This window comes from Nodosilinea sp. FACHB-141 (assembly GCF_014696135.1).
Taxonomy (GTDB): Bacteria; Cyanobacteriota; Cyanobacteriia; order Phormidesmidales; family Phormidesmidaceae; genus Nodosilinea.
In genome coordinates, this window is record NZ_JACJPP010000028.1 from 1 (window position 1) to 13595 (window position 13595).

Here is a 13595-nt window from a genome sequence, read left to right on the forward strand (position 1 = left end):
CGCAAATACCAAGCCGATGTCGGCACCGACCGAGTGCAGGCAGAACTGGCCCAGGCGATCGCTCGGGAGCTGCGCCTCTCAGACGAGGCTGAAAAGCTGGCTAAGTCGCTGGGGCTGCTGGGCAAGAATGCGCCGGCTGCCCCAGCACAACTACCCCCAGCCGCGCCAGAGGATGCCGCGTCGCTACCGGCACCGATTGGGGCTAACACCCGCCTCAATGCCGTCCCAGTCGCAGCTGCGCCAGCCGATGGCCGGCAGTGGGATGAGGATGAGGTAGCGATCGCCCCCACGGCAACCGGCATCCTGCAAGATTGCCTCGCCTACCCAACGATCCTCATCTACGGCCCCCAAGGTAGCGGCAAAAGCACCCTTGCCCATTGGCTCATTCAGCAGCGGATCGCCGCTGGCCACCATTGCGAAATCCTAGACCCCCATGCCGCCTACGGGGCTTGGGAGGGGTTGCCGCTCTATGGCGCTGGCATGGACTATCACGCCTGCGACGATCGACTCGTTGCGTTTGCTGACCTGGTGAAAAGCCGCTACCAGGTCTTGAGCACCAAGCCTAATTTCAACCCCAAACCCCATACCTTGTTGACTGAGGAATTTACCAACTGGGCTCAGCACTGCCCCCACGCTGGCCAGTTTTTTGGCAGCTCTATGTCTGACCTGCGAAAGGTAAATATGTTTGCCGTCTACGTTGCCCACGGTCGCACCCTAACTTCTCTGGGGGGCAAAGCAGGGGTAGCAGAACAGCGGGACCAAACCTTACTCGAAATCGAACTATCTGCAATCGTTGGCCTTGGGGGAAAGGCCATGCCATCGGGTAAGGCAAACGTCTATTACCCTGGCCAAAAAAACGCCCCGATCGCTGTGGAGGTGCCCACCCTAGAGCTAGAGCAACCGGCTAACAATCAGGGCCTAGAGTCGGCCTACTCGGCTGTAGTTCAGATGATGAAGTCGCCATTATTCGGGAGGTTTTAATCAAGGCGGCTGAGCCGCTACGGGCATCCCAAATCAGGCAAAAGCACCGGGCATTGAAGGATGGTATTGACACCAAAGCTCTAGAGCAAAAGTTAGAGCTGATGGCCATGGAAGGGTTCATCGAGCGCCTTCCCGAGACACCGCCCAGATACGCTGTCTTGTGATGTCTCGCGGCTGTCTACGCTGCGAGACGAACCCGCCAAAACCCTTGTCTTGTGGTTGTCTCACCGTCTCGTGATTGTCTCGTGGGTTGTCTCGCGAGATAGTCAGGAGACAGCTACAAGACAGCCGCAAGACAGCACCACCCTCTACCGCCGACTGCTATTTAGGAGTAAGAAATATGGCTTGGCAATGCCCTTACACTCCACTCGAATTGCACCAGCTCAACCCCCATAACTTTGACTACGGCGATCGCGTTGTGTTGCCCGACGGCCGCACTGGAATGGTGAGCAAGGTTGGCTATAAATATGGGCACGTCGATGCTGATACCGGGGCTGATTGGAAGGGCTATCTGGCAGAACTTCGCCCGCTGGTGACGGAGGAAATCGGCCAGGCCAGGGTGCAGCAATTGAGTCTGCTGTAGCGCGAGCGCTTTGCCGCCGTACCGTAATGTCACTGATAAGTAACGGCCCTAGACGGTTGTATTAATTAGTTGACCACTACTTGGACTTCTCTAGAGTCATGCACGATGGACTTTTCTACTGGTTTAGAAGCCTTAGCCCTGAACTACAGGGCCATATAACGGAAACCCAAATTTGTACTACGGCTTGGGATGCCGTGCGAGGCCGTCCGTTGATGATCTGCGACAGCCATCACGCCGCTGCCGCTCTACTGAAAATAGCGCCGCTCCTAAATGGCGCTGCCGTCATGGTTGAGATCAGCGATTTACCGACTGCGCTCGCCGTTGGACAAGCCACCGAAGCACTCAAGAAAACCAGCGACAAGCAGTAGACTGCTAAAGAATTTCACCTCTGCCCCTGGCCTAACCGCCGGGGGCTTTTTGCTGTCTAGGCCTGCTGCCTAAAATTCAGCCACAGCAGCACGGCAAGGCCACCTAACCAGAGCATGTCTGCTCCTAGCGTGTTGGTCCCGGCATACATCGCCCAATCAGCAGAGTACATAGCAACATCCACTCGACCAGGCTATGGTGCCCAAAACCCCCACAGCCAGCGTTGTCTGTGAGGGTTTATTGCATCTAGATATGGCACGCGCCCGCTGTCGGCCTATGGTGCCCTGGGCGGTGAGAGCGATAGCAGGGGTAAGCTATTTGGCGTAAATGGAATTTGACATCTGCCCCTGGCGATCGCGCTAGGGCTTTTTGTTGCCTACGCCCGCTGTCTCAGGTACAGCCACACCAAAGCAGCAATCTCCACCAGCCAAAGCAGGTCAAAGCCTAGACCGGTGTTATTCCCGGCATACATCGCCCAATCAGTAGTCCATTCTCCAGAGCCACAAGCTGCTTTAGAACGTGAAGGTGGCGCGCAGAGCACCCCAGAAACCGGTGTTATCGGTTCGGGTGCTCAACTTGGCATCGCCGTAGATCAGCGCAGGGGTGATGGTCAAGAACTGATTAAAGGGAATTCGGTAGTAGCCTTCAACAATAAAGGGGTTGTTAGTAGTCCCAAACAGCTGGGGCAACTGGCCACCGTAGACGCCCAGTTGAGCACCCTCAGCCAGGAAGTCATTGAGGCCAAGGCCAGCAGTCCAGCTAAAATCGTTGCCGCCGTTGTAGGTAGTGTAAGCACCATGACCAGCAACGAAGAACCCACCGAAGTCAAGGTTCAACAGACCAGCATAGGTGTCAGTAGCACCAGGCAGCAGCGGACCACCGAAGTTCTGAGACCCGTCGCTGTGGATATAGGCAATACCAGCATCCAGGAAGCCATCGCTCAGGAAGCTGAGCTGAGCAATGTAGCTCTGGCTAGCAGCAGCAAAGATACCAACACTAGGGTCGAAAGCACCAGGACCCTCATCAGTTCGGCCGCCAGCGGTGTAACCTGCATCTAGCACGATGTTGTCAGTGAGAGCAAAGCTCAGACCAACACCAGCGCCGTTGGTGGAGCTACCACCAGCGTCATAGAACTGAGGACCGCCAGCATCAGCAACGGAAGGACCGTCGAAGGGCACGATGGTGCTGGTTACCCAGTCATCGCCTTGGAGACCACGAGCGGAAGCAGTTACGGTAAGGCGACTGCCAACGGGGAACTGGTAATAGAAGTCATCAAGAGCGACGTTGTAATCGGTATTGTCAGGGTTGCCGGCGTCACTGCCGCTGGCATTAGCAAGACCACCTAGGCCATTGATGGCATTGCCCTTGCCAGATAGCAGGCGAATGCGCAAACGGTCGTTGCCGGTAAAGCTGGAGTCAAAATTCAAGCGGGCACGGGCAGAAATGCTGGTGCTCGCCTCACCGGTGACGGTATCGATCGGAGTTACCAGGTGCATGTCAGCCTGACCAACCAGTTTAGTGATGGTCGAGAACTGCTGAGCGCGGAGGGTAGCGGTTTCAGCTTCCAGGGCGTCGATGCGGCCGCGCAGGATAGCCAGATCATCTGGGAAGAACTCTTCTTGCAGGCGACGGATGATGGACAAGTCGTCAGCTTCGATGCTCACCTGGGTCATCAGGGCGGTGATCACGTCCAAGCAGGAGTTGAGAGCAGCAGTGAACTCAAAGCGGGTCATGCTGCGCTGACCCCGAAAGGTGCGGTCGGGGTAACCCTGAAGACAACCGTAGCCGTCAACCAAGCTTTGCAGCGCCTGGAAGGCCCAGTCGGAGGGCAGCACGTCGGTCAGTTCTGAAACGCTGGTGATTTGAGCCAGTTGAACAGAGTCTTGGTCGAAGTCGCCGACCACGAGGATAGCGGCTTCAGCTGCGATCGCAGGGCCAAAGACGGCCACAGCTGTACCTAGGGCAGCGAGCACAGCCAGCAAAGATTGCCAAAATAACTGAGTCATTTATAGGACTTACGCAAAACAGTTGGTGGGGCAGTAGCAGAGGCATAGGTGCGATCGGCCAGATGGGTTAGTCGGCAGAGCGTTAGCACTCATGGTAAATCCGCCGTTCGGTCGTGGCTCCTCAATAACTACGAACGTTATCCCGTAGATGGAGAAATCAACCTGACGCAGCATCAAGAAGGGTGGCAAATGGTAATCAACGAATTTCGAATTTTGCTAGACGCCTACATCCACGCCTCAAATGACGGGGACATGAGTACTGCTGAAGCGTTAATGAGAGAACTAGATGGCCTAGTCGTGTCATCCCGACACGACCACATGAAGACAGAGAAAAGCTAAGGGATAAACGGTGGGGTAGTGCCTACGAAAATGCCAAAACAAAACCCCCACAGACCAGCGGTGTCAGTGGGGGTTTGTCGCATTTAGATATGGCACGCGTCCGCTGTGGACTTATAGTGCCCCGGTCGGTGGGGTGCGATCGCAGGGCAGCAATGCGATCGGCCATGTGGCTTAGGTAAGGTCACTGCCAAAGAAATCCTCCAATGCCTCTATTGCTGCGCCGGTAAAGAGCTCACCAAGCATGGCATTAACTCGCATATCCCAAAGAACATTCAAACGCGTACTGTCGAACTGAAAAATCAAGTTCTCAGTTCCCTTTCGCCCCTGATGATAGGTCCACTGCCAAAGCAGCTCTACAACCCTATCAGCTGATTGCTCATCATCTGGAGCAGAATGCAGCCGCACATAGCAAGGGCGATCGCGCGGGATGTCATCTAGAGCTGAGATGACATCACCCGACAGATCTACCAAGTGGGTCATAAAGGTTTCACTTTGATCAGACATCGCTATTGCCCCCTAGAATCTTGCCCTGTTTCACTGAATACCGTGCTAGCAGGCCGTTAACGTTGCGCAGCTAGATGAAGCCCCGCTTCTCTTCCGAACTCACCTTTGAAGGCATCTGAAAAATGTAGTTGTTTGCCTCGCAGTAGTCGGCATAGGCTTCTATCGCTTGGAGGCAGGGGGCTCTAGAGGAATGGTGCCACGCCCCAGCCGCTCGACCAGCTCCGAGGCAGACAGATCCATGCTCGTGGCCAGGGCTTTGAAGCCATCCCACCCCTCATCGGTGGCCATCAGCTGGCGACGCTTTTTTGCCTCCCCATACATCGTTTCACGGGGCTGCAAGTTCGATTTTTGGCGGATTTCTGCACCTCCGGTCAGCCTAGATCAGGTGGCAGCATGGAGTTAGCTACTACCGTCACCACACACTGCTGAGCGTGGCTTTGGCCGTGGTACCACCGCACCCAGAAAAATACCGCAATGCAAGACAACACCGCCGACCTGGCCCGCGCACTGAAGCAGATTGAAGTCGCTACCATGGCGATCGCCGCAGCCAACCCGCCTAACTGGAAGCGCCCGCTCGATGCCTATAAGAATGGCTGGGTAGCTGCGATTGGGGCGATCGAGGTAGCTCACGACGACCACGGGCCCACCGTCATCTGGTGGATGGGGCACCATTACACCCGTCGCAGTGGCAGTAACCCCAAGTTTGGGGCTGCGATTTGGTTCAGCCGCAGCGCGGGGAAGGGTGAGGATGGAGAAGCCGCTTATCTGAGGTTGATTACCTTTGCTGATGGCCCTGCCCTCACAGCAGAGCCGCTGCCTGACTACGTGGTGAAGGCCCTCGATCGCAGTAACCAGAAGAGGTAACTCCGAGGGTGCGATCGCTCCGGTGCCTGTCGAGGACGACCTGCCCACGCTGGAGGAGCTGCTGGCCGAGGCTAAGGCATTGACCGCCCGCCCTGTGCCCACGGTGGCCGCAGCTGTCGCTGCACCGGTTGCGATCGCACGGGTCGAGGTCGAGGTGGCCGCTAAGCCGATCGCCGAGATGACCAGCCAGGAGCTGCGCTGGGAATGCCAGAAGCAGGATATCGCCTGGCGGAATGCCCACGGCAAGGGCAAGCACCTGCGGAAGGAGGAAATGGTTTCGGCCCTGTCATAGGGGCCGCACTGACAGCCCACGGCGTTAAGAGAGGGCACCAACGTAAAAACCTCTGCCAATGTTTCAAGGTCATGGCAGGGGATTACCCAAAGTGATAGGTAATTACATGGTACTTGCAACCGTTCAAAATCCAACCCGCCCCACTGCTAACCGTGGCTCTGGCCGTCGCGCCCGCACCCGCTGGTATCGCGTCGTCACCGTCCACACTGTTGAGGGCCAAACCGTGGTTGACGGTATCAACGTCGAGGTGCCCAGTGGTGGCCACTACGGCTGGGGTGAGCAGGCCGCGATCGCTGCCCATGTAGCCGAGCACTGCCCCGGCCATGAGGTGGTAGATACCTGGCCGATCGCAGCATAGACCGCCTTGGGGCTGGCCCTCGCTGGCCCCTATCACCAGCTACCTATCGGAAGTAGAGAGCATGGCCACAATTCGCACTGCCAGCGACCGCAGGGGTAACAAACCCCAGATGCAATACCGAATGACTAGATTCCATGTTTCTCTTTGATCTGCTGCAGCCGATCCTCTGCCTGATAGACCCCGTTCTCATCACCTCTGGAGGCATATATCTCTCGAGCCTTTGTCAGGTCGGCTTTTGCTCCTTCCGGATCGTCCAATCGCAACTTTGCAACCCCCCGGTTGTAATAAGCTAATGTATGGTTAGGGTCTAGTTCTATTGCTTTGGTAAAGCTCTCGACAGCTCCCTGAGAATCTTGCTCCGACACGTAGCGGTCTACCCCTTGCTGATAGTAGTCCTCTGCCGTCATCTCTTCAGACTGTGGTGATGGCTCTGGGTTGATCGTTTGAGGTGTTTCTGCGGGGGGAGCTTCGGCCTGGTAAGCCCAATGTCGAGCTGCTGCTACGTCTCGGTTGGCGTTGTACTCGGTAATCTTGGCCTGGGCTGTGGCGTAGTTTGGGTTGTCAGCGGGCACTTGGCCAAGGGTACGCACAGCCAAATCCCACTTTTGAGAAACCTCGTACCACTGGTTGTCAGTAGCATTTTGTGCGGCCACTGCCGCCTCGTAGCCCTGCTGCTTGCCAAGAGCTAGGTAGTCCGTCTGCTCTACCGGAGCCTCAACCGCCTCAACCACTTCTGCTGGCGACTCTGGTACGGTGCTGGTTAAGCTACCGCAGCCCGCTGTTAGCAGGCATGCGGCGAGAGCGATGTGGCGGATCATGGGGGCGGATTCCTAAACGTTTCCCTAAGGTGCTCGATCACAATGGACACCGCCTCCACTCATGGCGCGGTTTATGGAGAGTTCATGAGTTTTGAGGCGAAACGGCGGCCCAAAATAAGTCCCACCGGCCTGTGCAGCCAGTGGGAAGTTCTTAGGAGTGCTACAAATTGGCCCTAGGTTGCCCCGATTGGCCAATGGCCTCGCGGGGGTATGTCGGACAGATTAAGGCTTGTTAACCTTTACTGTCATATGCCCAACGGAGGACTAGACAAAACGACTGAAACCCTTATTCTCTCGTTGGATGGTTGCGGAGACCGCAAGTACTCAAAGCCCAAAAACCATTGCTGAACAGGGAATGCATTTCTAGATTTAGTCCAGTGCTGGACTATTGGACTAAACACACTCAGCACATGGGCTGATTAGTACACCCGCCATCATGCACTACTGGCCTACTTATGTCCGGGCTGTCACAAGCGGGGGTCTAGTCTTGGTTAGAGCGCAATTTTCTTTCCGTTGCACTCCGACGACCTTTGCCACGTAGCGATCGCGGTGGTGCCAGTGGGGTCGGCCATGGCAAGATAATTTAATAATCTTCCACTGGGATATAAGGGGGCACCTCAAGGTTTGTCACATGGACAGCGCTAAGTGGAACGCTCAATAGCATGTGGGAAGATGATGATTGCAACGCGTGAAGTTACCTATGACGTAGATGGCCTAAGCATGGTCGCCCATCTAGCGCAGCCGGATGGTGAGGGGCCTTGGCCGGCGGTTCTTATAGGACATGATGGTATCGGCCTTGACGACTATCAACGGCATCGCGCTGACGATCTGGCCGTGCATGGCTATATGGCGTTGGCGATGGATTACCACGGTGGCCAGTTATACTTCGGCAGGCCGGACGCGATGCTGGCCCGAGTCATGCCGTTGATGGCCGATGTTGAGCGGATGCAGGCCATCGGTCGCGTGGCGCTTGATATTCTTCTCGCGATGCCCGGTGTTGACCCTGACCGCATCGCCGCTCTCGGCTATGGTGCTGGTGGCCGGATCGTGCTCGAACTGGCTAGAATCGGCGTGCCGTTCAAGGCCATTGCGGTCGTTCATCCCGGCTTGCCAGACGCCAATGCCGAGGACTGGACCGATTTGACCAGCACCTTCCTTCTATGCACCGGCTCCGAAGACCCCCTTTGCACCCCTGAACAAATCCTGACGTTTGGCCGCGCGCTCCAAGATGCCGGGGTCGACTGGCGCGCGAATATCTACGGCGGAGCCAAGCACGCTTTCTGGGCTCGGCCGACAAACCCGGATGGATCGCCCGCTGCGGGGATCACTCACACCGAGGCCACTGTGCCCGGCGTCGGCTATCACCCGAAGCATGCGACGCGCGCATGGCAAGCGGTGCTCGATTTATTGGGCGAAACCTTCCAGACTTTGGGCTAGTATGTTGGGCCGGTGCGGCCTGCTACCCTTCGCTGGCATCGCTGATAGGTTGCCCCATCAACACTGCTGTTATCCGTGAGGGCTGGGATGAGGGGTACAAACGCGCCACAACAAACCCAGGAAAGCCTTACGCCGCAATGGCGCCGCCTTTATACCGCTGCGACCAAACGCGCCACTACGCTGCCTCCACCTGCCTCAACGGAAGCTACACCTGAATGATTCTTAGAGGTGGTTGACTGCTCGGCAATTCCCAGTGCCTGCCGGTTGGTTTCAGCGCAAACTTTTTGATAAAGGCGGCCCAGTTTATCTTCTTTCATCTGCTGAAATTCTTCAGTGGATTCGCGGCCGGGCCATAAGATATCGCACGCACCCCGGAGGCTGCGAAGAGCCTCTTGGATGCTCGCCGAATTGAGGGAGCTAGGCTGAGCGAAGATGCTCATGGCCTTAGTCAGCAAAAGCGTGGGTGTCGCGCCTTCTGGCAAGAGTAGAGCAGTGGCTGGGCTGCAGATTAGACCGAGTTGCTCCGACATAATTGAAACATCAACGACCTTCTCCTTGACGGAGAGGTCGTCGCGCCCCTGCAAGTCGTGCTGAATAATCGCAACTGTTAGTTCAGCTGCCTCGCAAAGGGCGATCGCCACCACTGCCTCTGCACCCCAAAGTTGAAGTGCCTGATCGTAGATTTCTGCTGCTTCCATGACCTATCTCTAAATGATGATTGCTGCATGACTGCGACCGCCTTTGCGACCGCCTGGAAACTTTGACCATCGAGCAACCCTCTAAGCTCTCTCAGCGCAGCGTTAAACTGCTGCTGGCGCTCAGTAGCCGCTCGCAATCGCTGGTCATGCTTAATAGCATTTTGTGCCACGATGCGCTTACCGCCTTCTGTCTTGAGGCCGGTCGATCGCGTCCACATCCTCGACCTTAAGGCAATTTCCCTCTGTAGCGGTCGCCGCTCTGGCGTCCACCGCCTCCACAATTGGGACAACTCATTACCGGATAGTGATCGCCGTGCTGGGCTTATGGTGCTCAGCATGCGGATACGATAGCAAGGACAGGGCAAAAAGTGGTTTAGACTAGTTGTCCCGCGCCGCAAAGCAGCATCACAGCCTTTCTTAGCAGCTCTTTCGGAGTACAAGCGTGGGGTAAGCCAGATTGGCTAATTGCAGCGCAGACAACTATTCCTCCTTCACTCGCTAGTACGGGTCGTGTGATTTCAGCACATTTGTCTATTTCGGACGAACATATTTGGGCGTTGCTGGATGAGTGTATGACTCGTCAAAATTGTCCCACCCTGCGGGAAGCAAGCTACACCCTAGCCCTCCCCCAGGAGGAGATGGCACAAGACGTCCTCAACCCTTCTTCCAACGGGAGAAGAGTTGAGGGGTAATCATGCCTGGAATCAGCAACGCCAGTGGCTGAAGACCGCGAACATTCACTAGAAGGCACTATGGCAGCCTTGCTACCAGGGGCCAGGTACTCAGAACAAAGACAACAACGGCCACAATTGCTAGGATTCCGTCAATTAAGTTGCCTAGCAGAGAGCCGACTACCGTGCCGAGGCTGGCTTTCAGGGCAACTTTAGCTTTAGACTCTCCATCGAGCTCTTTGCGGGTCAGATATTCTCCCAAAAAGGCTCCGATAAAGGGACCAATCAGGATTCCTAAGATGGGGCCGCCTAGCGGCAAGGCAGGCAGCAGTCCCACAATGCCGACCACCAGGCCAATCAATGCCCCGAGCTGGCCCCACTTGCTAGCCCCAAACTGCTTAGCGCCCCAGTAGGCTGCCAAGAACTCAATAGCGGCACTGGCAATCAGCATGGCAAACACAATCAAGATGGGCCAGCCAATCCCTGCAAACTGGGTGATGACTGACCAAATCAAAATTGCCAACAGAATCAGGCTCGATCCTGGCATGCCAGGAATCAGTTCACCCACAGCCCCCAGGGCCATAACTCCCACAAGAATCCAATACAGCTGTACGTAGTCCATGTTTTGACCTCACGGAGTTAGCGGAGACGGGGCAGCACGGTTTGAGAAAAGTTCTGTTGACTCTCCTCTAACGCTGGGGGCACTCCCTGGGGATAGGTTTCTTGAATGAGCGCCTCTAAACGTTCAACCCGGTTGCCCGGATTGGGGTGGCTGCTGAGAAACTCTGGCGGTCGCCCCCCTTCACTCGCCTGATCTAAAATCTCCATCAACTCCACCAGGCCCTCGGGGTTGTACTCGGCGGCCGTCATGAAATCAAAGCCCAAGCGATCGCTTTCTAACTCATCCTGACGCCCATAGTTCAGATTGACGAGCTGATTCACGGCTTGAGCAATCATCGCTGCCTGGCGACCGCTGGTGGGATCATCGCTGGCCGCTACCCCAACCGCATTGACTAGAGCCACCCCTAGCTGCCGCCGGGCCAGGTGCTCTGAGCCATGGCGGGCAATGACGTGGCCAATCTCATGGCCCAAAACCCCTGCTAACTGAGATTCTGCGGTTAGCTGGCGGAGCAGGCCGGTGGTGACAAAAATTTGTCCTCCTGGCAAAGCTAGGGCATTGACGGTCTCGGGGTCGTTCAACAGGTAAAACTCAAAAGGGTAGGGCGATTGGGCCGCAGCAGAACGGCTCACCACCTGTTGGCCCACCTGATCCACATAGCTCTGCAAGACCGGATCTGCGTGCAGTCCGCCGAACGATTGCACCACTTCCTGGCTGCCCTGCTGGCCTAAAACAACCTCTTCTTGAGGGGTTAACGCGACGCGCTGGCGTTCTCCGGTGATTGGATTTTCTGACACAGTTGTGACGTAATTGAACAGCCCAAAGAGGGCAAACAGCACCCCTATAGCCAGACGAACCACCAACTTAAGCACAACAATTGCCCCTCTCAACCCTGCTGACGCTACCGGCAATTAACCTTTTTGTCCTCTGGCGCTAGGCTGATACCCGCAGTTCACTAGGGCCGACAGCTTTTGCTCAGTCAAGCTCAAATAATGATGGTTAGCGGCATTGGGCTAGTCAAGAGCCCAGACACAATATCGCTCGGTTAGCAAGCACCCAACATCTGCCGAGCGATCGCTTTGCCACCAATCGGCAGGTAATTCAGCGCATTAATTATGCGGCATTGCTGAACATGAAGATGAAGGGGCGTAGGGGCGAACGGTTGTTCGCCCTCTTAGAAAGCATTGCGATCGAGGAATCATATTTCAATTCAGCAACGCCCAAGATTGCGATCGCACTTATGTTTATCGAGTGGCTAGCATCGTTGAAGCGGCGGCTGGAAAGCTCATGCGATCGTACACTGGCTGAGTGGGAGCAACCCACACTTTGCCAGTTCCTTGAAATGTTTGCAGCACCCCTTCCCCGCTGGTAATGGCTCCTAAAAACGAATTAGAAGCTCGCTCGACGCTGAATCGTACGCCTTCAGTACGCAGCAGGGCAAATGAACCGTCTACCTGAAGCGTTTCGTTATTGAGCGACAGGGAAAGAATTTCAGATTGAGGAACGGGAATGCGAAAGACGACAATGCCTGCACCGCTGACTTTGGTTTGATAGCGACCTTCTCCGCCTGCCACTCGTGCCGAGAAGCTCTCGACTTTGTGTGCCTCGACTTTTATTGCATCTTCGCAGCAGCAAAACAAACCTTGATCGGCGTACAGCGTTTGGTTGTTAAGCTGCATCAGCCAGTAGTGCCCAAAGGTTGGCTCCAGATAAATTTCGCCTGTGCCTCGGTAGAGCGGCTTGAAGATGGTTTCTCCTGTACGGGCAGCGGCGATTGCGCCTTTCATAAAGCTACCAACGCCACTGCCTGCGCCCGTCGAACTTTCCATGCTGATCCGACCTTTGAGGAATTGCAGCGCTCCAGGTTCAGTGCGAACGGCATCGTTGTCGAGGCGGATACGCAACTGTCGCAGATGTACTCCCGCCCGATTGAGCGTGTAAAGCTGCTCAGCAATGGCAAAGTTTTCGCTGCCTGCCAGTGGCTTGTATTCTAAAAGCTCGATGGTCGTGCCACCGCGCGAGACGGTTTGCGTGACTTGGAAAGGAAGATTCGATTCAGGAGTGCTCATTGGTTACCTTAGCAATGCGATAGGTTTGTTGCTCACATATTCAGAATAGGGTTGTTATTTTTGTTTGTCAGTCATTTTGGTTGTGGCTAAACCTCATAATCAAAGGTGCGTCATGACGCACCCTACAAGGTTGCGATCGCACTATAAGATCGACGATCGCACTTACCACACAGGCTATTTTTCAATAGCCAAATCTTGAATACTCCTCAAGAATTCTGCAAGGGCTATCAAAACCCGAAACGCAAACAGGCTAACGACCAATTTTAGCGGTGGTAAGTAATCTTGAATTCCGTACAAAGAGTTTGATTTCATCCGCTCCAACGTAGGGTTAGCCTGCTTTGTGCAGTAACCAATCTTCTCTTCTTAACTCGAATGTTTGCTCAATACACAATTCTCCCTTGAACTCCGCCTCATCCGACCGCACTAAATTCATTCCCAAGCGTCTAAGCAAATTAATAGACGGTTCATTTCGCATATCAGTTATACCGACGATCTGGCTGATGTATCCAAGTTCAAATATTGAACAAACCAGAGCTTGAACGGCTTCTTGTGCATATCCTTTACCTTGTTCTTCACGAGCCAAAGTAAAACCAATTTCTACGATTGCCGGATTCTCAGTATAAATCTGTATTCCAATGTCACCCAGGAGCAAGTTGGATTGCTTGTGGGCGATCGCGATTTGAAACCATTCACCTGGTATTCCCATCACTGCTTTTTGCATTTCCTTGATGAAGGATTGCGCTTCACTATAAGGTAACATCGACCAACTTTGAAATCGAGCGACTTGATAATCTTGGCGGTAGGAAAAAAAATTATCTAGATCGAGATCTGCAAACCGACGTAGAACCAGTCGCTCAGTTGATTGGGGAAGAAAATTCACTGGAAACAATACACCTTTGCTCCACTGTTGTTGTTTAGCTGATGCTTTACTCAAGGACTGCTGGCTAACGGCTAGCTTCATCGACGGCAGGACGTCTAGAATGCAACCAA

General features: G+C 54.9%; 16 protein-coding genes. 7 read left to right on the forward strand and 9 right to left on the reverse strand.

All coding sequences use genetic code 11. The features are described from left to right. The 3 genes from H6F59_RS25035 to H6F59_RS25045 form a co-directional block, all read left to right on the forward strand. The coding region (locus H6F59_RS25035; RefSeq protein ID WP_190707505.1) for an ATP-binding protein at window positions 1–981 on the forward strand (981 nt) is incomplete at its 5' end. Window positions 982–1321: 340 nt separating this feature from the next. After that, window positions 1322–1564 (forward strand): hypothetical protein, encoded by a 243-nt coding sequence (locus tag H6F59_RS25040; RefSeq protein ID WP_190707509.1) that lies wholly within the window; start codon window positions 1322–1324, stop codon window positions 1562–1564. Between the two features lie 98 nt (window positions 1565–1662). Further along, the gene (locus tag H6F59_RS25045; protein ID WP_190707513.1) at window positions 1663–1932 is read left to right on the forward strand and encodes a hypothetical protein; all 270 of its coding nucleotides are present in this window, start codon (window positions 1663–1665) and stop codon (window positions 1930–1932) included. Between the two features lie 510 nt (window positions 1933–2442). On the opposite strand, the gene H6F59_RS25050 is transcribed toward H6F59_RS25045, so the two are convergent. From H6F59_RS25050 to H6F59_RS25060, 3 genes are all read right to left on the reverse strand, one after another. After that, window positions 2443–3936: an iron uptake porin gene (locus H6F59_RS25050; protein ID WP_190707516.1), complete on the reverse strand. Its 1494-nt coding sequence runs from the start codon at window positions 3934–3936 to the stop codon at window positions 2443–2445. Window positions 3937–4446: 510 nt separating this feature from the next. Beyond that, complete coding sequence (locus H6F59_RS25055) at window positions 4447–4779, reverse strand: hypothetical protein (RefSeq protein ID WP_190707520.1); 333 nt, start codon at window positions 4777–4779, stop codon at window positions 4447–4449. Between the two features lie 159 nt (window positions 4780–4938). Beyond that, window positions 4939–5118: a hypothetical protein gene (locus tag H6F59_RS25060; RefSeq protein WP_190707523.1), complete on the reverse strand. Its 180-nt coding sequence runs from the start codon at window positions 5116–5118 to the stop codon at window positions 4939–4941. Between the two features lie 135 nt (window positions 5119–5253). Here H6F59_RS25060 and H6F59_RS25065 point away from each other — a divergent pair, with 135 nt between their 5' ends. The 3 genes from H6F59_RS25065 to H6F59_RS25075 all read left to right on the forward strand — a co-directional run bounded on the left by H6F59_RS25065 (window position 5254) and on the right by H6F59_RS25075 (window position 6293). Continuing rightward, on the forward strand, window positions 5254–5643 hold the full coding sequence (locus tag H6F59_RS25065; protein ID WP_190707487.1) for a single-stranded DNA-binding protein: 390 nt from the start codon (window positions 5254–5256) through the stop codon (window positions 5641–5643). A gap of 22 nt (window positions 5644–5665) precedes the next feature. Beyond that, a complete protein-coding gene (locus H6F59_RS25070) occupies window positions 5666–5935 on the forward strand; it encodes a hypothetical protein (RefSeq protein ID WP_190707526.1) in 270 nt (89 codons plus the stop codon). Window positions 5936–6041: 106 nt separating this feature from the next. Beyond that, the gene (locus H6F59_RS25075; protein WP_190707529.1) at window positions 6042–6293 is read left to right on the forward strand and encodes a hypothetical protein; all 252 of its coding nucleotides are present in this window, start codon (window positions 6042–6044) and stop codon (window positions 6291–6293) included. 125 nt (window positions 6294–6418) lie between these two features. On the opposite strand, the gene H6F59_RS25080 is transcribed toward H6F59_RS25075, so the two are convergent. Next, window positions 6419–7111 carry a tetratricopeptide repeat protein gene (locus tag H6F59_RS25080; RefSeq protein WP_190707534.1) on the reverse strand — a complete coding sequence of 231 codons (693 nt, stop codon included), beginning with the start codon at window positions 7109–7111 and terminating at the stop codon, window positions 6419–6421. 675 nt (window positions 7112–7786) lie between these two features. Between H6F59_RS25080 and H6F59_RS25085 the strand changes: the two genes are divergently transcribed. Beyond that, window positions 7787–8548, forward strand: a complete 762-nt coding sequence (locus tag H6F59_RS25085; RefSeq protein WP_190707646.1) for a dienelactone hydrolase family protein — start codon at window positions 7787–7789, stop codon at window positions 8546–8548. Between the two features lie 149 nt (window positions 8549–8697). Here the strand turns inward: H6F59_RS25085 and H6F59_RS25090 are convergent, their stop codons facing one another. From H6F59_RS25090 to H6F59_RS25110, 5 genes are all read right to left on the reverse strand, one after another. Beyond that, on the reverse strand, window positions 8698–9246 hold the full coding sequence (locus H6F59_RS25090) for a hypothetical protein (protein ID WP_190707537.1): 549 nt from the start codon (window positions 9244–9246) through the stop codon (window positions 8698–8700). 750 nt (window positions 9247–9996) lie between these two features. Then, window positions 9997–10539, reverse strand: coding sequence for a DUF456 domain-containing protein (locus tag H6F59_RS25095; protein ID WP_190707541.1), 543 nt, complete (start codon window positions 10537–10539; stop codon window positions 9997–9999). A 17-nt stretch (window positions 10540–10556) separates the two neighbouring features. Further along, entirely contained in the window at window positions 10557–11408 is an 852-nt protein-coding gene (locus H6F59_RS25100) for a M48 family metalloprotease (RefSeq protein ID WP_190707545.1), read from the reverse strand. A gap of 372 nt (window positions 11409–11780) precedes the next feature. Then, window positions 11781–12605, reverse strand: a complete 825-nt coding sequence (locus tag H6F59_RS25105) for an AIM24 family protein (RefSeq protein WP_190707549.1) — start codon at window positions 12603–12605, stop codon at window positions 11781–11783. Window positions 12606–12933: 328 nt separating this feature from the next. Then, window positions 12934–13566, reverse strand: a complete 633-nt coding sequence (locus tag H6F59_RS25110) for a GNAT family N-acetyltransferase (protein WP_190707552.1) — start codon at window positions 13564–13566, stop codon at window positions 12934–12936. Between the last annotated feature and the right edge of the window lie 29 nt (window positions 13567–13595).

Excerpts from the sequence above, each read along its gene's own strand:
- H6F59_RS25055 (WP_190707520.1), bottom strand. The coding sequence starts at position 4,779 with ATGTCTGATCAAAGTGAAACCTTTATGACCCACTTGGTAGATCTGTCG.
- H6F59_RS25050 (WP_190707516.1), bottom strand. The coding sequence starts at position 3,936 with ATGACTCAGTTATTTTGGCAATCTTTGCTGGCTGTGCTCGCTGCCCTA.
- H6F59_RS25080 (WP_190707534.1), bottom strand. The coding sequence starts at position 7,111 with ATGATCCGCCACATCGCTCTCGCCGCATGCCTGCTAACAGCGGGCTGC.
- H6F59_RS25095 (WP_190707541.1), bottom strand. The coding sequence starts at position 10,539 with ATGGACTACGTACAGCTGTATTGGATTCTTGTGGGAGTTATGGCCCTG.
- H6F59_RS25065 (WP_190707487.1), top strand. The coding sequence starts at position 5,254 with ATGCAAGACAACACCGCCGACCTGGCCCGCGCACTGAAGCAGATTGAA.
- H6F59_RS25045 (WP_190707513.1), top strand. The coding sequence starts at position 1,663 with ATGCACGATGGACTTTTCTACTGGTTTAGAAGCCTTAGCCCTGAACTA.
- H6F59_RS25085 (WP_190707646.1), top strand. The coding sequence starts at position 7,787 with ATGATTGCAACGCGTGAAGTTACCTATGACGTAGATGGCCTAAGCATG.
- H6F59_RS25040 (WP_190707509.1), top strand. The coding sequence starts at position 1,322 with ATGGCTTGGCAATGCCCTTACACTCCACTCGAATTGCACCAGCTCAAC.
- H6F59_RS25105 (WP_190707549.1), bottom strand. The coding sequence starts at position 12,605 with ATGAGCACTCCTGAATCGAATCTTCCTTTCCAAGTCACGCAAACCGTC.
- H6F59_RS25110 (WP_190707552.1), bottom strand. The coding sequence starts at position 13,566 with ATGAAGCTAGCCGTTAGCCAGCAGTCCTTGAGTAAAGCATCAGCTAAA.
- H6F59_RS25090 (WP_190707537.1), bottom strand. The coding sequence starts at position 9,246 with ATGGAAGCAGCAGAAATCTACGATCAGGCACTTCAACTTTGGGGTGCA.
- H6F59_RS25075 (WP_190707529.1), top strand. The coding sequence starts at position 6,042 with ATGGTACTTGCAACCGTTCAAAATCCAACCCGCCCCACTGCTAACCGT.